Annotated in this window: 19 protein-coding genes and 1 riboswitch; of the genes, 11 read left to right on the plus strand and 8 right to left on the minus strand. The window is 50.3% G+C overall.

What is annotated here, in order from left to right; all coding sequences use genetic code 11:
• Positions 1 to 8: 8 nt before the first annotated feature.
• The 3 genes from BLQ88_RS27695 to BLQ88_RS27710 form a co-directional block, all read right to left on the minus strand.
• On the minus strand, positions 9 to 371 hold the full coding sequence (locus BLQ88_RS27695) for a hypothetical protein (RefSeq protein WP_090156264.1): 363 nt from the start codon (positions 369 to 371) through the stop codon (positions 9 to 11).
• Complete coding sequence (locus BLQ88_RS27700) at positions 350 to 769, minus strand: hypothetical protein (RefSeq protein WP_143016945.1); 420 nt, start codon at positions 767 to 769, stop codon at positions 350 to 352. Before BLQ88_RS27700 ends, BLQ88_RS27695 begins: the two co-directional genes overlap by 22 nt.
• 125 nt (positions 770 to 894) lie before the next feature.
• On the minus strand, positions 895 to 1,917 hold the full coding sequence (locus BLQ88_RS27710; RefSeq protein ID WP_229212898.1) for a Fic family protein: 1,023 nt from the start codon (positions 1,915 to 1,917) through the stop codon (positions 895 to 897).
• Positions 1,918 to 2,126: 209 nt separating this feature from the next.
• Positions 2,127 to 2,220, plus strand: a riboswitch (SAM riboswitch).
• A 114-nt stretch (positions 2,221 to 2,334) separates the two neighbouring features.
• On the opposite strand from BLQ88_RS27710, the gene BLQ88_RS27715 reads away from it, so the two are divergent.
• Together BLQ88_RS27715 and BLQ88_RS27720 are read left to right on the plus strand one after the other, a co-directional pair.
• Positions 2,335 to 3,513, plus strand: a complete 1,179-nt coding sequence (locus BLQ88_RS27715) for a cysteine desulfurase family protein (RefSeq protein ID WP_090156267.1) — start codon at positions 2,335 to 2,337, stop codon at positions 3,511 to 3,513.
• Positions 3,514 to 3,731: 218 nt separating this feature from the next.
• A complete protein-coding gene (locus BLQ88_RS27720) occupies positions 3,732 to 3,986 on the plus strand; it encodes a hypothetical protein (protein WP_090156268.1) in 255 nt (84 codons plus the stop codon).
• 139 nt (positions 3,987 to 4,125) lie between these two features.
• On the opposite strand, the gene BLQ88_RS27725 is transcribed toward BLQ88_RS27720, so the two are convergent.
• Together BLQ88_RS27725 and BLQ88_RS27730 are read right to left on the minus strand one after the other, a co-directional pair.
• Positions 4,126 to 5,073: an EamA family transporter gene (locus BLQ88_RS27725; RefSeq protein WP_090156269.1), complete on the minus strand. Its 948-nt coding sequence runs from the start codon at positions 5,071 to 5,073 to the stop codon at positions 4,126 to 4,128.
• A gap of 7 nt (positions 5,074 to 5,080) precedes the next feature.
• Positions 5,081 to 5,557, minus strand: coding sequence for an Lrp/AsnC family transcriptional regulator (locus tag BLQ88_RS27730; protein ID WP_090156270.1), 477 nt, complete (start codon positions 5,555 to 5,557; stop codon positions 5,081 to 5,083).
• Between the two features lie 212 nt (positions 5,558 to 5,769).
• On the opposite strand from BLQ88_RS27730, the gene BLQ88_RS27735 reads away from it, so the two are divergent.
• The 3 genes from BLQ88_RS27735 (at position 5,770) to BLQ88_RS27745 (ending at position 8,004) form a co-directional block, all read left to right on the plus strand.
• Positions 5,770 to 6,879, plus strand: a complete 1,110-nt coding sequence (locus tag BLQ88_RS27735; protein ID WP_374754777.1) for a glycoside hydrolase family 26 protein — start codon at positions 5,770 to 5,772, stop codon at positions 6,877 to 6,879.
• A 109-nt stretch (positions 6,880 to 6,988) separates the two neighbouring features.
• Positions 6,989 to 7,438 (plus strand): hypothetical protein, encoded by a 450-nt coding sequence (locus tag BLQ88_RS27740; protein ID WP_090156272.1) that lies wholly within the window; start codon positions 6,989 to 6,991, stop codon positions 7,436 to 7,438.
• Positions 7,439 to 7,539: 101 nt separating this feature from the next.
• Entirely contained in the window at positions 7,540 to 8,004 is a 465-nt protein-coding gene (locus BLQ88_RS27745; protein WP_090156273.1) for a hypothetical protein, read from the plus strand.
• On the opposite strand, the gene BLQ88_RS37695 is transcribed toward BLQ88_RS27745, so the two are convergent.
• Entirely contained in the window at positions 8,001 to 8,450 is a 450-nt protein-coding gene (locus BLQ88_RS37695; protein WP_090156274.1) for a transposase, read from the minus strand. The genes BLQ88_RS27745 and BLQ88_RS37695 overlap by 4 nt on opposite strands.
• Before the next feature lie 400 nt (positions 8,451 to 8,850).
• Between BLQ88_RS37695 and BLQ88_RS27755 the strand changes: the two genes are divergently transcribed.
• The 6 genes from BLQ88_RS27755 (at position 8,851) to BLQ88_RS27780 (ending at position 16,571) form a co-directional block, all read left to right on the plus strand.
• Positions 8,851 to 9,771 carry a family 2A encapsulin nanocompartment shell protein gene (locus BLQ88_RS27755; RefSeq protein WP_090156275.1) on the plus strand — a complete coding sequence of 307 codons (921 nt, stop codon included), beginning with the start codon at positions 8,851 to 8,853 and terminating at the stop codon, positions 9,769 to 9,771.
• Positions 9,755 to 11,518 (plus strand): family 2A encapsulin nanocompartment cargo protein cysteine desulfurase, encoded by a 1,764-nt coding sequence (locus tag BLQ88_RS27760; RefSeq protein WP_090156276.1) that lies wholly within the window; start codon positions 9,755 to 9,757, stop codon positions 11,516 to 11,518. Before BLQ88_RS27755 ends, BLQ88_RS27760 begins: the two co-directional genes overlap by 17 nt.
• 195 nt (positions 11,519 to 11,713) lie before the next feature.
• Positions 11,714 to 12,517 carry a serine O-acetyltransferase gene (locus BLQ88_RS27765; RefSeq protein WP_090156277.1) on the plus strand — a complete coding sequence of 268 codons (804 nt, stop codon included), beginning with the start codon at positions 11,714 to 11,716 and terminating at the stop codon, positions 12,515 to 12,517.
• A gap of 281 nt (positions 12,518 to 12,798) precedes the next feature.
• Positions 12,799 to 14,766, plus strand: a complete 1,968-nt coding sequence (locus BLQ88_RS27770; protein WP_090156278.1) for a UbiA family prenyltransferase — start codon at positions 12,799 to 12,801, stop codon at positions 14,764 to 14,766.
• Positions 14,753 to 15,448, plus strand: a complete 696-nt coding sequence (locus tag BLQ88_RS27775; RefSeq protein ID WP_090156279.1) for a methyltransferase domain-containing protein — start codon at positions 14,753 to 14,755, stop codon at positions 15,446 to 15,448. The genes BLQ88_RS27770 and BLQ88_RS27775 overlap by 14 nt, the downstream gene beginning before the upstream one ends.
• A complete protein-coding gene (locus BLQ88_RS27780) occupies positions 15,432 to 16,571 on the plus strand; it encodes an NAD(P)/FAD-dependent oxidoreductase (protein WP_090156280.1) in 1,140 nt (379 codons plus the stop codon). Before BLQ88_RS27775 ends, BLQ88_RS27780 begins: the two co-directional genes overlap by 17 nt.
• Here BLQ88_RS27780 and BLQ88_RS27785 read toward each other — a convergent pair.
• Positions 16,533 to 17,264: a lycopene cyclase domain-containing protein gene (locus BLQ88_RS27785; RefSeq protein WP_090156281.1), complete on the minus strand. Its 732-nt coding sequence runs from the start codon at positions 17,262 to 17,264 to the stop codon at positions 16,533 to 16,535. The two genes, BLQ88_RS27780 and BLQ88_RS27785, sit on opposite strands and share 39 nt — an antisense overlap.
• The gene (locus tag BLQ88_RS27790; RefSeq protein WP_090156282.1) at positions 17,261 to 17,734 is read right to left on the minus strand and encodes a sterol desaturase family protein; all 474 of its coding nucleotides are present in this window, start codon (positions 17,732 to 17,734) and stop codon (positions 17,261 to 17,263) included. The genes BLQ88_RS27785 and BLQ88_RS27790 overlap by 4 nt, the downstream gene beginning before the upstream one ends.
• Positions 17,735 to 17,744 lie beyond the last annotated feature (10 nt).

Raw genomic sequence — 17,744 nt, forward strand, 5'->3', positions numbered from 1 at the left:
GGAATGCACTAGTCTATCGGGTATAGCTGAGGTAGTTTTCTTTGAATGCCGAAATAGCCTTCGTAGGGATAATCATCGAAATCGTTATACTTATGATCGTCCAACTCTTCGATATTATTGAAAACACGGACGCGATTAATCATTCTTCGTTCGTCGAACGATAGGTATGTGAACAATAGCTTCGTAATCCTGGTGATTTGGTCAAAGTCATGCAAACCTGTAAGCGAGGGGGCACTGACGCCAAGAACGTAACAGTCTTTACCCATACCGTGATACGCCGGGGCAAGGCCGATAGCGTCCACTAGCAAGCCGTTTTTCTTTTCTGAGCGAAATGCATCTTGAAGCGCTTTTACCAATGCAGTTGCAGCCATAACAGAACAGTTTTTAGTGAATTTACAAACATTTCAGCGGTTTCGACATCGCAAGGCAAATCATAGCGACGTTGTTCCGACCATTTGGAGGCCATCGACCAGTTGTCAAAGAAAGAATCGTCTTCTGCACAAACTTTTTGAAAATCATTATTCAGCCCAGCCAGGATTACTAAATCCATCAGATTGTGTATCATAAACGCCTTGGCAATATATCCCGGAACGACTTCTTTATCAAACATCTCAATGTCCAGCTTTTTACAAATGACGGCTTTCAATGCCAGCTCAATCGCGTAACCTCCAATGTAATAAGCCCCGGCAACATGGCCGTTTGCGATGAGGCATTCCGCGTCGCGCAGCCGTTCAAGCGCCAGCAATTTTAATGAAGCAGCATTTGCCAAAGTCCGGGAGGTTTAGTTTGCAGATGAGTATTGCGCGCAAACTAGGCTTTGTCCCGCTGAAAAAGCAATCAAATGAGCAAAGTGGCGGGATGGATGTGCAAGCGGCTGCGAAGAGTAGCGCCGCTCTAACTTTTCAGTACGTTCATAAGCCGGAAGTTTAGGTAGAGTTTCTCTTTCCCGACTGTTACGCTTTGCAGGAAATTCTTTTCTTCGAGATTTTTCAAGTAGTTCCCGACGGTTTTGATATTACCCAGTCCCGCGTTTTCCAGCGAGCTTCTTTTGGTGTAGGGCAGCCGGAAAAGCACTTCCAGCAAATCTTTGGAATAAATTTTCGGAAGCGTTTTTTGTATTTCTTCTCCCATTTCCTTCATCAATGCCGCAATATGCTCGATTCTGGTGCGGCTTTCACGCGCCGTAACTTCAATCATATCCAGCATGTAAAGGATCCAGTTTTCCCAGTTAGCTTTCTCTGTGACGTGGCGAAGGTTGAGGTAATAGGCGTTCTTGTTTTTAAGAATGTAGCTGCTCAAATAGAGCGCGGGCAAATCCAGCAAGCCGCATTGTTTCAGGTAAAGCAGCATGATAATGCGGCCCGTGCGCCCATTACCATCGAAAAACGGGTGTATTGCTTCAAACTGGTAATGTATCAATGCCAATTTGATCAACGGGTCGAGGTCGTCGTCGATGTTGATGAAATGTTCAAGTGCCGCGAGTTTTTTACGGATTACCTCTTCGCTGTCGGGCGGGGTGTAAATCACCTGGCCCGTTGCGGGGTTTTTGAGTTGAGTGCCCGGGATGTTCCTGATGCCCGATTGGTTTTCCTTGATGATCTGCATGATGGCAATGAAAAGGTTGGTCGTCAGGATAGGCCTTTTCCGGATTTCTTCCAGGCCATACCATAAGGCATCTTTATAATGGATTACCTCTTTCGTGGGGGCGTCCTCGATATTCTTGTCGACAATGGACGCCTGAAAAAGCGCATCTTGCGTGGTGATGATATTTTCGATGGCCGAACTGGCCTGCGCTTCCTGTAAGTTGATCGTGTCGATAAACAGAAGCGGATTGGGCAGGTTCGTGATAGCTCCTTTCAATTCCGATAATGCCCTGCTGGCCGAAATTACCTTTTTGAATACAGTTTTCGTTTCCATTTTGCCCTTTGGAGGCAAATCAGGCAGATTATCGTATGGTTTTAATGGACTGTATTGCATAGGAAGAACGAGGGCGTTTTTTACCTGCGTTTTGAGAACGAAGGTAAAAATATCAAAAAAACGCCCTCGTTCAAATTTCAAGTGTAAAAAACGCCCTCGTTTTTTGCATTCTAAAAATCTTTTATCAATCTTTGTCTATCGAATTTGTAGATTTATTGAGAACGAAGGGAGAGGTTAGGCTCTGTGATCTTCTGGCAACCTGTGACTCGTCAAGGTGCCCCAACCTAATTCTATTGATAAATCTGAAAATCCAACCACTGAGTGAATCAGGTATTGCGCAGTTAATCAGGTTGTTCTGGCCTTGGTGACCTGTGCCTTGCCGCCAACAAACTTTGATCAACAACAAACCAGAGACACATGGAAATTTATCTGGATAATGCGGCTACGACCGCCCTGGACCCGGAAGTGATCGAGGCGATCCTGCCGTTTTTGACGACACATTATGCAAACCCTTCGTCGGCGCACGGCGCCGGCAGGAAAGTGAAAGAAGCCGTTGACAATGCGCGCCGCAAGGTGGCCGGGCTACTGGGCGCTTCGCCGGAGGAGATTTATTTCACTGCCGGTGCGACGGAAGGCATTAACCTGGCATTGTCGGGCGCGATTCAGGAGTATGAGCTCAACCACGTCATCACAAGCCGCATCGAACATAAGGCGGTGCTGCAAACGCTCAAACGCCACGAGAAGGACGGCGATATCGAAACCAGTTTCGTGAAACTGGACGAACGCGGCAATGTCGATTTGTACCACCTCGAAAACCTCCTCCGCGCAAACCCACGCACGCTCATTGCACTCATGCACGGGAACAACGAGATCGGCAACATTACCGACATTCACGCGATCGGCGTGCTGGCTCGGCGGTACAATGCGGTGTTTTTTACAGATACCACCCAAACCATGGGTAAGGCACATTTCAATTTGCAGGAGGCGGATATCGATTTTCTGGTGGGCTCAGCGCATAAGTTTCACGGGCCAAAAGGCGTAGGATTCGTTTACATCAATCAAAAACATAAACTCAAACCGCTGATCTACGGCGGAGGGCAGGAGCGGGGCCAGCGCGGTGGAACGGAGCATGTGGTGGGCATTGTAGGACTTGCCAAAGCGTTGGAAGTTTCATACCGTAACCTGGAAGCGACCCAAACCAAAATGTGTAAGTTCAAACAATACCTGGTATCGAAGCTGGCGATAAGCGGGATCGAGGGGGTTTGTTACAATGGCGAGAGCAAATACATCGAAAATAGCGTCGCTAACGTGCTGAATGTCTCGTTTCCCTGTCTGAGTACGGGCAGTATCGTTGCAAAACTGGATCAGATCGGTATTGCGGTGTCGGGCGGGAGCGCTTGCCAGGGCGGGGGTACGTCGCATGTGATACAGGCGTTTGCGTGCGAGACCGACAAGGAGAATGTGCGGTTTTCGTTTTCCAAATTCAATACATTCGAAGAACTCGATGTGGTGGTGGACGCTATCACGCGGATCTATGAGTCGGACCTGGCCGTATCGGGGCGGGCAGGCTGGAAAGAGATCGCGAGCTGGGGATAATTGCGCGAAAAGGAGAGGGCCTCACGACGGAATTCAGGTTCCTCTTATTTCAATTTTAACAAAATTTAATGTACTGCTTTGGCACCAAACGGTAGCTAAGGGCGTAATGATAGTAGGACCGCCGACCGCCGAAGTCAGAACAACAAATCGGCGGTCGGTCGTCAGCCGTCAGCGGTCAAAAAAAATATTCTCAACAAACCACATAACCATCAAGACCAATGAGTAAAACCTTTTTTCTCCGGATCATTTACCGGAATGCCGGGAATCTGCACAAAATCACTTCCAGTGTGGAATCTGTAAACGGGGCGAAGATCAAGCACCTGAACTTCATCAGCAGAGGCAAAAGTTTCGTAGGCGTGATTGCATTCGAAGCTTCGCAACTGATCGATTTCGAAAAAATCATGACGCTGATCCGCCGAAACCGCGACATTTCGGAAGTTGAACGGGTGATGGATGGCTCATTGTGTTGTTGAAAATAAGCCGCAGCGCGGCACCCTGTTTGTAGAAAATAGAGTTAGTTAATACGAGACAGCTCCGGATGGAGCTCCCTTACAAGCGAAAACGCCGCGGAAATGATATTCCCGCGGCATTTAACATTATATCGTATTCCAATCAGCAAGTAGCAGCAACCTGCTTGGGCTTTCTGTATTTGTGTAAATTAATCAAAAGTACACTGCCCAAAATCACGATCAACCCGGAAATCTGCAAGGGCGTGATAGTTTCGTGGGCGAAGAAAATGCCCAGCAGCACGGCTACGACAGGGTTTACGTAGGCATAAGTACTCACTTTGGTGGCGGGCTGCACTTTTAACAACCACACATAAGCACTGAAACCGGCGATCGAACCTACGAGGATAAGGTAAGTGGTTGATAGCCAGGCATTAGTCGGGATGGCCGAAAGATTAATGGACGTCCATTCGCCGGATAGAAACGTGCCAGGGATGAACGCAATGCCGGCAGCCAGCATTTGCCAGGTAGAATTGACGGTGGCGGAGTTGGATACTGAGTTATATTTGGAATACAATGAACCTCCCGCCCAGGCCATCGAGCTGAACACGACGAGTACCATCGCAAACAGGTCGCGGCTGCTGTTCATCGAGGACATGGTAGCCATTATTTTTTCATAAAACAGCAATATCACCCCTGCAAAACCGATTACCAGGCCTACGATGGTGGATTTGTTGCTGAGGTTTTCCGACCATTTCGGCTTATCCAAAAGCACAAACCACAGCGGCGCGGACGACACCATAATCGCGACCATTGCGCTAGGCAGGAATTGTTCTACCCAAATAATAGTCCCGTTACCGACAAATAGCAGCAATAAACCCGTCACGACGGCGGGTTTCATCACTTTCCAGGAAAATACTTCTTCGCCTTGCATCAGGCTCCAACCGAGCATCAATGCACCGGCGATGATGAAGCGGAATGCGCCCAGGAAAAACGGCGGAAAGCCTTCCAGGGCTCGCTGGATAAAGAAATAGGTGGATCCCCACACGATGTAAACGGTGGCGAATGCCAGTACCACCATGAATGTTGACGGCGCTTTTGTTGATGTTTGCATGGCTACTTCATTTTTCTGGTATAACTAATTGTTGCTCTTCCTTGACCGTTTCGAGGACGATCGTGGTGCGTGTGGACGTGATATTCTGGATTTTGCTGAACTTGTTACGCATCAGTTCCATGAGCGACGCAGAATCGGCCGTGCGGACCTTCACCATGTAGCAGTCGTCGCCCGCAATGTGGTGAACCTCTTGTACTTCCGGAATTTTTGCCAGCTCTTTGGCGGTGTTGTTACTACCCATTCCCTCCGACGATTTCATGGCAATGAATGCTAGCAACGTTTGGCCCAGCGCAACGGGGCTGATACGTGTCGTATATTTGACGATCACCTGCTTCTGTTCGAGCTTCTTGACCCTTTCGAGCACCGCCGAGGGCGCCATTTCCAGCTCACGCGCAAGGTCGGCGTTCGTCATACGCGCATTCTCCTGCATGAGGCGGAGAATGCTGAGGTCGGTTTTGTCCAGAACAATATCTGTACCGTTCATACACTGTGTGATTGGGTTCAAATAGAATTATATTCAAAAATATGGCTTATATTTTGAATATAGTTCTTCTATTACAACTATGAGTTCGCAAGAGTTCGTGAAAAGGAAGATAATTTCGAATTTTATTCGGAGTTGATAGGGTAAATGCGTCGATTGGTAGCTATTATTTATTTCTCATCTTTGTAGGATCTCAAATTTTGAACCATACACGCATGAAAAGTCTTGTAATGAGCTTGTTAACTGCATTGCTCTGCATCGCAGCCGCAACAGCGCAAATCGATCCAAAAGCAACGCCTGAGACGGCGGCGCTCTATCGAAACCTCAAAAAGCTTTCTGAACAACACATTCTTTTTGGTCATCAGCACGCCACGGAATACGGCCACGGCTGGTCGGGCGATGCGGAGCGCTCGGATGTAAAATCGGTGACGGGCTCGCATCCGGCGGTTATCGGCATCGATTTTATGGGGCTGTCGGGACGGCCCGCGGAGGAGATCGCTAAAACCGCGGAGGCATTGCGCAAGAATGTGGTGGCGACCTACAACCGCGGCGGCATTACCACCGTGGCCTGGCATTTCGCCAATCCGGCGTCGGAAGGCGGATTTTATTGGAAAGATGGCGTTTCAAAGCCTGCGATGGCGCTCATCAAGCCGGGCGGTTCGCATCACGAGCAATATAAGCTGATCCTCAAAACCATCGCCGATTTCGCCCATTCGGTCAAAGGCAAGGACGGCACGCTGGCCCCGATGATCTTCCGGCCATACCACGAATTCGACGGCGATTGGTTCTGGTGGGGTAAGGGGCATACTTCGAAGGAGGATTTTATCGCCGTCTGGCGTTTCACGGTCTCATACCTGCGCGACCAGCTGGGCGTGCACAATTTCATCTACGCATTTTCCCCTGACAATAAATTCACCTCCGAATACGAATTCCTCGAACGTTACCCGGGCAATGAATGGGTGGATATGGTGGGTATGGACAACTACGGCGATTTCGGCCGGGACGGCAAGTACAATCTCGAAGCAGGCGTGAAAAAGCTCAAAATAGTCTCGGAATATGCCCTGAAAGCCGGAAAGCTGGCCGCATTCACCGAAACAGGCCTGGAAAGCATTCCCAATCCTGCCTGGTGGACGGAGACATTACTGAAAACGTTGAAAGCCGACAAGTTGCAGCTGGCCTACGTGCTCGTATGGCGCAACGATACCAAAAGTCCCACGCATTACTACGCTCCCTTCCCCGGCCAGGTCAGCGAGGCTGATTTCGTGAAGTTTTATCACGATCCTTATACATTATTTGAAAAGGACTTAAAGGAAGTTTATAAATAAATGCGTCGTTTCATAATAACCGGAGGCCGCCTGGTCGTTGACCTGTTATCGTACGGTTACCGTGCGGGCCAAAGATTTAGATTTAAATAAAATTGCTGTAACAAACATTATGACTTTCACTCAAAAACTCACCAACTGTAAAAACCTTCTTCTTTTGACCGGCGCGCTGATGATGTTCGTTGCCGTTTCCTGCGCCCCGAAATACGATCCCAAGCCTGCGCCGACCAGGGCACTTCCCGAGTTGACAACTGGTATAGCCACTTTTAAAGGCGACGCGATCGACAATTTCTACCTCAATTTCACAAGCCTGGGCAATGTAGCGATCGAGGAATACGGCATTGTGTATGCGTTTTTGCCCGATACCACCGCGGTAGACCTCGTCATCGGCGGCGCCTACCCCACGGCAAAATTCACCGAAGCCCCGAAGCTGGGCGCAAATTCAAAGACATTCAACATCGGTTTGCAGGCAGGTACGCACACATTATCCTACCGCGCCTACGCGAAAGTGGCCGGTGGTGAAGTGCGCTACGCTTCCAACCGGGTAAACAAGACTTTCTAGGCCTCGGTAAGCCGTTTAATAAACGAGCGATTGCCGCTTGGTGGATAGGTTGGGGGATCGGTGATTGGTGATATTATAATTGCGAAAAATGCGACGCAATTATGGTTATCAATCAAAAACATTTCAACTGTACACGCCGGTTTTCCTGGCTGATTATTTTGTTGGCCGGTATCATCACACTTTCCTGCACGAAGCATTCGCATAAGAATGATGTCAAGCCGGAGGAGAAGATTATGCCCGACATACGCACAGGCCAGGCTATTCTGCATCCGCTTGGCGGATTGGTCGAGAAGTTTAATGTCAATTTCGAAAAAATAGGGAATGTGCCGATCGAAGAGTACGGGATGGCATACCTGTTCCAAGTTGAACCGACTTTCATGGAGCCAGTCCTCGACGGCCCCAATCCGGTGGTGAAGTTTAAGGGTGAGCCAAAGCAGGGGTCGATCACGGAAACTGTAAATATCGGTTTCCCTGCGGGCACGCACGCGGTTACATTTCGCGCGTACGTGAAAATCAAGGGTGGTGAAGTTTTGTATGCCGAAAACAGCTTCAAAATAAACTATTAATCATGCACCGCCCGCTCCGGAAACTTCCGACTGACCAGATGGTAATTGAACAGCTCCACCAGATCAATGAGGACAGTGTTCGGATCATTCGCGTTTAGGTATGTCCGTACTTTCCGGATGAAATCGTAAAGCGGCTCATAGTACTTGTGGCCGGTTTCTTCCTGGAAGTCCTGGATCGTGAAGGTGTTGCCCTTTTTCAGGATCATATATACCGCGATGAAAAAATACGAGATCGGAAGCTTGCTGCCTTCAAGCACGGTTCCGCTTTGCAATGTGGTGCGGAACCGGCATTGCTTGCACTGGAATTGCTCTTTGGGCGCGAGCCAGTAATGATGGGTACCGCCGCATTTCTTGCAGACGATCCCACGCCGTAACCTGAAATCCTTGAATGCCTCCGTTGCGATGGTTTCGTTCTTGTAAATATCGATCAGATTGCCCGCTTGCATAGTGAAATGATAGATTGAGAAGTCCAAAGCTAAGAAAAAAGATAATATAATATAAAGTCTATCGAATTAATATAGAATATTTTTAGTGGTAAGCTGCCAAATCGATCAATCCACGAATTCTATTAAAACGATAGGAAAATATGCCAAATATTAATCTGGGAAGTTGGTGAAACGGCGAATTTTATTTCTGGTATTTGAGATATGAAAACACTAAATTGGTACAATCTACGGGTGCCGGCCGATTTGGGAAATGGGCTTGAAAAGGGCTGGTGGCAGGTTCTGTGGTTCTTTAAATGCCTGATTTATAGTTCACGTATGTTTGTGGTCGCTAATCCGGCCGCGCCCTGGCAATGCTTTGTGGCGCCATACAGCTCGTTTCTCATTAATAATCAAATACAGAATGGCCAAGTTAAACCAAAATCAAACTGCGCTCGGTGACGTGGCAGCACGGCAACTGGCGATCGCAACCCGTACGGTGCCTCAGTTCGAGGCGATCACGCCGCGCTGGCTTACGCATTTGCTAAACTGGATCCCCGTGGAGTCGGGCGTGTACCGCCTCAACAAAGTGAAAGAAGGCAGCACGGCGGAGGTAGATTGCTCCCGTCGCGATGAGCGCGAGTTGCCGCATACTTTTATCGATTATGTCGAAAACCCGCGTGAATACAACCTGACGGCCGTGCAAACGGTGCTCGACGTGCATACCCGCGTGTCTGACTTGTACAGCAAACCTTACAACCAGATCAGCGAGCAGCTGCGCCTGACGATCGAGAGCATTAAAGAGCGCCAGGAGAGCGAGCTGATCAACAACGGCGAATACGGATTGCTTGCCAGCGTGGCCGACAAGCAGAAAATTTCGACCCGCCTCGGACCGCCCACGCCGGACGATCTGGACGACCTGCTGACCAAGGTATGGAAAGAGCCCGGTTTCTTCCTATTGCATCCCCAGGCCATCGCCGCATTCGGTCGCGAATGTACGCGCAAAGGCGTTCCGCCTCCGACGATCTCGCTTTTCGGTTCCCAATTCATCACATGGCGAGGCATTCCGCTGATTCCTTCGGACAAGGTGCCCATTGAAAACGGCAAGACGAAAATCCTTTTGCTCCGTACCGGCGAAAGTCGCCAGGGTGTAGTGGGATTATACCAACCGGGTCTGCCGGGTGAGCAGTCGCCGGGCCTTTCTGTCCGCTTTATGGGCATCAACGACAAGGCCATTGCTTCGTACCTGGTGTCGCTCTACTGCTCATTGGCCGTGCTGGTCGACGACGCGATTGCGGTTTTGGAAGATGTAGAAATCGGTAACTACCATGAGTACAGATATTGACGGACTGACGGACGGACTCCCCGGCGGTCTTCCTGGCAATTTTCCCGATTCAGGTGCTTTGGAGCGGCTCGCCAACGAGTTTTTCAAGGCATTACCAGGCGAAATGCCATCTCCCGTATTCTCGCCGAACCTCGAAGACCACCCGAGGGCGCAGAAAATGCTGGGTATCATTCAGCAGGAGTTCGGAGACGGGCAATCGCTATCGAACTCGCATTCGCATCAGGATTTTAACCTGGACGAACCGCAAACGAGCCTGCCCGATCCGCACTTTACGGATGGGCATGTACCACCGTCAGTTGCCGGGGTTGGGGTGTCGCCGGGAAGCTCTGCGCGTTTGCCTTATTCAGGCGCGTCGCCATCGCTGCCGTCCTACTATTTTCTGAATGAAAATTTCGGAGAAAAACAGCATATCCCCGGTGCCGCTAACTTTTTGCCGCACAGCTATTCGCCATTTTCGCTGAGCAACATTCACGTCGGTAACGACCGCGACCAGCTGGGCCGTGCCGTGCAGAGCCCGATCGGGCGGATACCCTTCGATGTGAACCGGGTACGGAGCGATTTCCCGGTTTTCAGGGAACGCGTGAATGGCAAGCCGCTGATTTGGTTCGACAATGCAGCCACTACCCAGAAGCCGAAACAGGTGATCGACCGGATCACTTATTTTTATGAACACGAAAATTCCAATATCCACCGCGCCGCGCACGAGCTCGCAGCCCGCGCAACGGACGCCTACGAGGCCGCGCGTGAGAAAGTGAGGGCATTCGTGAATGCGGGTTCGGTGAATGAGATCGTATTTGTGCGCGGTACCACGGAGGCCATTAACCTCGTAGCCAAAACCTGGGGTGACCAAAACCTGCATGCCGGCGACGAAATCATTGTAAGCCACTTGGAGCACCACGCGAATATTGTTCCCTGGAAGCAGTTAGCAGACAGAAAAGGACTGGTACTGCGCGTGATTCCGGTAGACGACGACGGCCAGATTCTCCTAGGCGCATACGCCGGACTATTGAACCCCAAAACCAAACTCGTATCCTTTACGCAGGTTTCGAATGCTTTGGGAACTGTAACGCCTGCGAAACAGATCATCGAAATGGCACATGCTGCGGGCGCGAAAGTGCTACTGGATGGCGCACAGTCCGTTTCGCATTTGCGCACGGACGTCACCGCCCTGAATTGTGACTGGTTTGTTTTCTCCGGGCATAAAGTATTCGGACCGACCGGCATTGGCGCATTGTACGGAAAAGAGGACATCCTGAATGCAACCCAGCCGTGGCAGGGTGGGGGAAATATGATTGTGGACGTGACATTCGAGCATATTCAATACCATAATGCACCATCACGCTTCGAAGCAGGCACCGGCAATATCGCCGATGCCGTGGGCTTGGGTGCGGCGCTCGATTATGTCAACCGGCTCGGTATTGAGAATATCCACCAATACGAACATTTTCTGCTCGAATATGCGACGGGCCTGATGAAAAATGTGCCCGGTTTGCGCCTGATCGGTACCGCTAAGGAGAAAGCATCGGTACTATCGTTTGTTCTGGATGGTTACAAAACCGAAGAAGTAGGTGCTGCGCTCAACAAGGAAGGCATTGCCGTACGCTCCGGCCACCATTGCGCACAGCCCATTCTGAGAAGGTTCGGCCTGGAAACCACCGTACGTCCCTCGCTGGCATTTTATAATACATGCGAGGAAGTAGATGTGTTGGTGGGGACGCTGCACCGGTTGAGTGGGCAGAGGAGGTGAGTTGACCGCCGACGGCCGACCGCTGACCGCCGATCGTTCGTGTGTGACTTCCAACGCAAAAGACCAATTTTAGACTACAAGAGACATTACCTGATAGTCGCTGAGCATGACCGTCCTACGGAACCAACGCGCGATCGGTGGTCGGTGGTCGGCCGTCGGCGGTCATCTCGCTAATCCGCTCATCAAACCACCCCAATGCCATCATCTCTCATCGATCTTCTTAAAAAAACGCATCATGCCGAGTGGGAGGCGACTCCCTCCTGGCATGATGCCACAGCCTGGCTCGACGACCTGATCCATTTTCTCTTTCCCAGCAATAATTTGCCTAAAAAGACCTCCTATGAAGGTATTTTAAAGAAAAATCAGATCGATCTCGAAAACATCCTGCTCAGTTACCTCGATCCTAAAAAGATTGCTATCGAACAAAAAGTAGCTTCTTTTTACGATGAGCTGGAAACGATTTACAAAAACCTGCGCCTGGACGCCAGCAAAATCCACGAATACGACCCGGCCGCGACGAGCGTGAACGAAGTGATCGTGTCGTATCCCGGCTTTTACGCCATCGCGGTGTATCGGATCGCCAATAACCTCAGCATTCTGCAAATTCCGGTGCTGCCGCGCATTCTCACAGAATATGCGCACGGCAAAACGGGCGTCGATATCCACCCGGAAGCGACGATAGGCGTCCCGTTCATGATCGACCACGGTACCGGCATTGTGATTGGCGCTACTTCGGTGATCGGGAAGAATGTGAGTATTTACCAGGGCGTCACCCTCGGCGCATTGCAGGTTGCGAAGGAACTTTACAATACGAAACGCCACCCGACGGTAGGCGATAACGTCATTATCTACGCGCGGACGACCATTCTCGGCGGCGACACCGTCATCGGCGAAAACAGCGTCATAGGCGGAAGCGTTTTTCTCACCAAAAGCGTCGCAGCTAACTCGCAGGTGTTTAATACGCATCAGCTGCGCATTACGACCCGTGGTGAAGGGTAGCGATCGGCATTTTGACCGCTGACGGCCGACCGCCGACCGCCGACCGCGAATGGTCGACCATAGACCATTTGCTGCTGCGCAGCTGACCATCGACCATGAAGTCTGGATACGATAGCAACGAAAACATGGTCTATGGTCAGGCCGCCAGGCCCATCGTCAGGCCGCCAGGCCGATGGTCAGGCCGCAGGCCTATGGTCAGGCCGCCAGGCCGCATGCCACGCTTTCGGCGGTCGGCGGTCAGTGGTCGGCGGTCATCTCGCTTTTTTCGCTATCTTGGCCCCATGCCATCATCCATCCGCAACACTGTCAAACTCCTGAGAATCCCGTTCTCATTCTTCCTCGCGCCGCTGTTTCTTTTCGCTTACAGCCAGGCCGAGACGGTGGTGCACAGGCAGGCGTTGTGGAGTTTTCTGATCATCCATTTCCTGGTTTATCCGGCCAGTAACGGCTATAACAGCTACGTCGACCGGGACGAGGACAGCATTGGCGGACTGGAAAAGCCGCCGCTGCCCACCCGCGAGCTCTTTTACCTCACCATTTTTTTGGATGTCGCCGCAACCGTTCTGGCGCTCGTTTTCGTAAATACATTGTTCGCATTGTGCATGGTGCTGTATATCGGCGCATCGAGGGCGTATAGCTCGCGGCAGATCAGGCTGAAAAGGTACCCCTTCATCGGTTTTCTGACGGTGGTGATTTTTCAGGGAGCATTTACCTATTACATGTCGATTGCCGGCATTTCGGGCGGAGCGTTGCGGCTCGACACGGCCAATATCTTCGTGTTACTGGGCTGCTCCTTCCAGATCGCAGGCGCGTACCCGCTCACGCAGGTATACCAGCACGAGCAGGACCAGCGCGACGGCGTGATCACATTGAGCTACAAATTGGGCTATATCGGCACTTTTGCCTTCACGGCGGCCATGTTTGTGCTCTGCAATGTGTTTTATTATTTGTACTTTACGACCAGGGAGCTTGGAATGATTTTTTACATTGTCCAGGTGTTCTTCGTCCCCATTGTGATCTGGTTCGGGATATGGTTTACGTTGGTTTGGAAAGACCGGCGGCAGGCCAATTTCAGGAATACCATGCGGATGAACTGGGTAGCGGCGATTTGTATGAATAGTTGTTTCATCGTTTTAATTATTATCAACAGAATTCCATTGAGTTATCTATCCTCTATTGAAACAGCCGTTCCCGAATATGGTTATGCACAGGAAACGCTCACCGATTTCTACCTGCGTTCGACCGACGACCTGAATACCCGCCGGAAAATCAGGATCGTCGCCAGCAAAACGGGCATCGACAAGCGCTATTCCGTAATCCCCGATTTCAATAAAAAGCCCGAAGAATTCACGTTTTTCAACCGGAATGCCGCATTAATGCCGGAGCCGACGCTTTCGGAGCGCATGCAGCTTTACCAGAAATATGCGACCGCGCTTTCGATAAAAGCCATCGGACAAATAGCTGGTTTTGAAAATATCAAAAAGAGCATTACCCACTTGATCACCGTCACCTGTACGGGACTTTTCGCGCCGGGCCTGGACGTCGAGCTGATGCGGGAGTTGAAGCTAAATCCGACAATCGAGCGCAGCAGCGTCAATTTTATGGGTTGCAATGCGGCCATTCTTGCATTGAAAAATGCGGATGCGATCTGTAAAAGCCGACCTAATGCAAAGGTGCTCGTCGTGTGTACCGAGCTTTGTACGATCCATTTCCAGAAGCGGTATAATGACGATTACCTGCTCTCCAACATGATTTTCGGCGACGGCGCGGCCGCATTGCTGGTATCGTCGCAGCCCGACGACCGCTATTTGCACCCGGTCAAAATCGACGGCTTCAATTCGATGGTATTGCATAATGGCTATTCGGATATGGCATGGCAGCTTTCCGAGACGGGTTTTATCATGAATTTGTCGTCCTATGTGCCCGATCTGATCCGCGAGAATATCCGTCCTATGCTCAAAGCGGTAGGGCTGAAACCGGAGGATTACCGGCACTGGGCGGTACATCCCGGGGGAAAGCGCATTGTGGATGATTTTGCGTCCGCTCTGGAATTGGACAAATGTCTGCTCGGTCCTACCTATAATGTCCTTAAAAATTACGGAAATATGTCGTCGCCGACGGTGCTGTTTGTCCTGAAAGAAGTATTGGAAAAAGCAAAACCGGAACATTCTGGCGATCGCATATTCACGGCCGCATTTGGCCCGGGGCTGAGCATCGAAACCATGCAGCTGCGCTATGTTCAGGCATAGAAGCTTGCAAAAGGAGCTGCTCGATGCAGATGATATCCCTTCCGCGGACCTTTTTCAAAACCTCCGGGAGCTGGATTTTATCAACCACTGGCTCGGCGGTTATGACATTTCGTTCAATGCATTGAAACGTATTCTGGAAAAGGGGAGGCGTTATGCGCTCGTCGATATCGGCTGCGGCGGAGGCGATACGCTCAAACGCATTGCCGCATGGAACCGCAAAACCGGCTTTGATATTGAGCTTTACGGCGTCGATTTGAAGGCGGATTGCATAGCGTATGCCGAAGAAAATCTCAAAAACAGCGGCGTAACGCTCATTTGCGACGATTACCGCAACACTTACCGGCATTTGGCGAAGGTCGATATCATCCACGCTTGTCTTTTCTGTCATCATCTTACCAATGCCGAATTGGTTGAACTCGTGCAATTTGCGTTGAGCAACCGGGCGATCCTGGTGATCAACGACCTGGAAAGGAACCCGGTGGCGCATTATTCGATCAAAACTTTGACGAGGTTTTTTTCAAAATCATACTTAGTCAAAAACGACGCACCGCTTTCTGTGTTAAGGGGTTTTAAAAAGAAAGAATGGCTGGAAATACTGCAACAATCGGGTGCCACTCGATTTTCCGTGCGTAACAAATGGGCATTCAGGCATGAAGTGATCGTTTATGGAAACGCAGACTGAACATTTCGAATGCGCCATCATCGGCGGCGGCCTGGCGGGGCTTTGTCTGGCCATTCAACTCGCAGACAGGGACATTTCGACGGTGGTTTTTGAAAAGAATAAATATCCGTTCCACAAGGTTTGCGGAGAATATATTTCAATGGAAAGCTGGCCTTTCCTGGAAAGTTTGGGACTGCCGCTTGCTGATCTTTCATTGCCCAAAATCGATTACCTCGGCATCAGTTCCGATCGCGGATTTATGCTGAACCACCAGCTCGGAATGGGTGGTTTTGGTATCAGCCGGTATAGCCTCGATAATTACCTTTTTGAAATAGCCTCGCGTAAGGGCGTGCGCGTGATGCAGGGATGTCGTGTTACGGACGTGCACGGGAATGCGGCCGACGGTTTTCATATCCGCACTTCCGCCGGGGATTTTACTTCCAAAGTAGTGTGCGGAAGTTACGGGAAATACGCGCCGCAATTCATTCAGCTTTCAGAAACTAATGCATTCGATACCGATAACCAGAATTATATCGGCGTTAAATACCATATCAAAACCGATTTTCCCGCCAACCGAATCGAGCTGCATAATTTCAGCGACGGGTATTGCGGGATTTCCATAGTGGATCGCGACTGGCATTGCCTGTGCTACCTCACTACCGCAAGCAATTTGCTTCAAAATGGTAAGGACGTAAAGCAAATGGAAGACGCGGTTTTATTCCGAAACCCTTTTTTGAAAAACTATTTCAAAAATTCCGACTTTGTAAATGCGCAGCCATTGGTAATCAGTAATGTGCAGTTCCACAAAAAGCAAACCGATTCAAACGGTATTTTCCTGCTGGGTGATGCGGCGGGCTCCATTACGCCGCTTTGTGGCAATGGCATGAGTATGGGCATGCGCGCCTCGAAATTGCTTGTCGCACAACTACTTCCTTTTTTTACCGGAAACCAGACCTACGAATCGGCTTTGGAAAACTACCACCGTACCTGGAATGCCGCTTTCGGCACGCGGATCAGGGCGGGCTACCATTTACAAAAGCTTTTCGGCAAAAGCCGCACCACCGATCTGGCGTTAAAAATGCTCGGTAAAATGCCCTGGCTCACGTCAAAGCTCGTTTCGCTCACGCACGGGGAGGTTTTCTGAAAGCTTTTTCTTTTCCGATTTTTGGAGGAAATACTCAAAAAGAAATGCATTCAGCAGCAGGAGCAGCATTCCGTAGAAGACATCTTCAATGGGAATGGTGAGGATACGTACGCCGAGGTTTTCCGCATTATTATACCACACAACCGGTTTCTCAGGCCCCGTACCGGTGAGTATGCCGTTCACAATCACGAACGGAATGAGCAGAAACTGGTGCGAATAATAGAATAGCCCCAGCCATGTCGGCTTGGCCTGCCATTTTAAATAGATCAGAAAAATAGCAAGCCAGCTCATCGCGGACGATGTGTAGTACCGTCCCGCCCCAAGCAGGCCGAGCAGGAGGCAAAGGCCTATAAATATGGAGGTAACTATTTCTGTTCCATTTAAATGCAAATGTCCCTTCCAGAGCCTAAAACAATAGTAGGTAAACATGCAGGCGTAAGGAATGCAGATAAAAAACAGTATTTCCTCGATCGGCAGGCCGAACAGCCCGAAGCCCGTGAGGTATTGCGGCGTAAAGCCCCAGACGCCGATTTTAGTAAAATAACTGTCCCAGATGATAAACGGCACCGCCGAAATCAATATGGCCAGCCAAAGTGCCTTCCAATGCTTGTCGAGCCTGATTTTGGGATGAAATGAGGCCAATAATGGCACCGAAATGGCGCCCAGGTCGACCAGCAAATAGAGCAATTTCATTTCGCGACGGCTTTTTGGGCTTCACGGAAATATTTCAGCGGTACCCACAGCATTCCAAAGCATTCGCCGCCGTGCTTGCCGAGGTGTTTGTGATGCATTTTGTGCGCCCGGCGGATGGCTTTCAGATACGCCGAATCGGTATTTCTGAAAACCCTGAACCGCTGGTGGATAAATACATCGTGCACCACGAAATACGTGAAGCCGTAAATGGTAATGCCCAGCCCGATCCAGAACAGGTAATTGAAACCCGCTTCGAGCCCAAACCACAGGAAGGTAATGCCCGGCGTGGCGAAGATGACGAAGAAGTAGTCGTTCTTTTCAAAAAAATCGCCGTCGTCGCGCTGGTGGTGGTCGTGGTGGAGCGACCACAATAACCCGTGCATCAGGTACTTATGCGCCAGCCAGGCCACGCATTCCATTGCCACGAATGCGGCCAGGGTAATGAGAACGTTGAGTGTCCAGTGTGGCATAAGGCTGGTT

The sequence above is a fragment of the Dyadobacter soli genome (assembly GCF_900101885.1).
GTDB classification, from domain to species: domain Bacteria; phylum Bacteroidota; class Bacteroidia; order Cytophagales; family Spirosomataceae; genus Dyadobacter; species Dyadobacter soli.

Coding starts and splice junctions, on each gene's coding strand:
- BLQ88_RS27695 (WP_090156264.1), bottom strand. CDS start 371: ATGGCTGCAACTGCATTGGTAAAAGCGCTTCAAGATGCATTTCGCTCA.
- BLQ88_RS27710 (WP_229212898.1), bottom strand. CDS start 1,917: ATGGAAACGAAAACTGTATTCAAAAAGGTAATTTCGGCCAGCAGGGCA.
- BLQ88_RS27715 (WP_090156267.1), top strand. CDS start 2,335: ATGGAAATTTATCTGGATAATGCGGCTACGACCGCCCTGGACCCGGAA.
- BLQ88_RS27720 (WP_090156268.1), top strand. CDS start 3,732: ATGAGTAAAACCTTTTTTCTCCGGATCATTTACCGGAATGCCGGGAAT.
- BLQ88_RS27725 (WP_090156269.1), bottom strand. CDS start 5,073: ATGCAAACATCAACAAAAGCGCCGTCAACATTCATGGTGGTACTGGCA.
- BLQ88_RS27730 (WP_090156270.1), bottom strand. CDS start 5,557: ATGAACGGTACAGATATTGTTCTGGACAAAACCGACCTCAGCATTCTC.
- BLQ88_RS27735 (WP_374754777.1), top strand. CDS start 5,770: ATGAAAAGTCTTGTAATGAGCTTGTTAACTGCATTGCTCTGCATCGCA.
- BLQ88_RS27740 (WP_090156272.1), top strand. CDS start 6,989: ATGACTTTCACTCAAAAACTCACCAACTGTAAAAACCTTCTTCTTTTG.
- BLQ88_RS27745 (WP_090156273.1), top strand. CDS start 7,540: ATGGTTATCAATCAAAAACATTTCAACTGTACACGCCGGTTTTCCTGG.
- BLQ88_RS37695 (WP_090156274.1), bottom strand. CDS start 8,450: ATGCAAGCGGGCAATCTGATCGATATTTACAAGAACGAAACCATCGCA.
- BLQ88_RS27755 (WP_090156275.1), top strand. CDS start 8,851: ATGGCCAAGTTAAACCAAAATCAAACTGCGCTCGGTGACGTGGCAGCA.
- BLQ88_RS27760 (WP_090156276.1), top strand. CDS start 9,755: ATGAGTACAGATATTGACGGACTGACGGACGGACTCCCCGGCGGTCTT.
- BLQ88_RS27765 (WP_090156277.1), top strand. CDS start 11,714: ATGCCATCATCTCTCATCGATCTTCTTAAAAAAACGCATCATGCCGAG.
- BLQ88_RS27770 (WP_090156278.1), top strand. CDS start 12,799: ATGCCATCATCCATCCGCAACACTGTCAAACTCCTGAGAATCCCGTTC.
- BLQ88_RS27775 (WP_090156279.1), top strand. CDS start 14,753: ATGTTCAGGCATAGAAGCTTGCAAAAGGAGCTGCTCGATGCAGATGAT.
- BLQ88_RS27780 (WP_090156280.1), top strand. CDS start 15,432: ATGGAAACGCAGACTGAACATTTCGAATGCGCCATCATCGGCGGCGGC.
- BLQ88_RS27785 (WP_090156281.1), bottom strand. CDS start 17,264: ATGAAATTGCTCTATTTGCTGGTCGACCTGGGCGCCATTTCGGTGCCA.
- BLQ88_RS27790 (WP_090156282.1), bottom strand. CDS start 17,734: ATGCCACACTGGACACTCAACGTTCTCATTACCCTGGCCGCATTCGTG.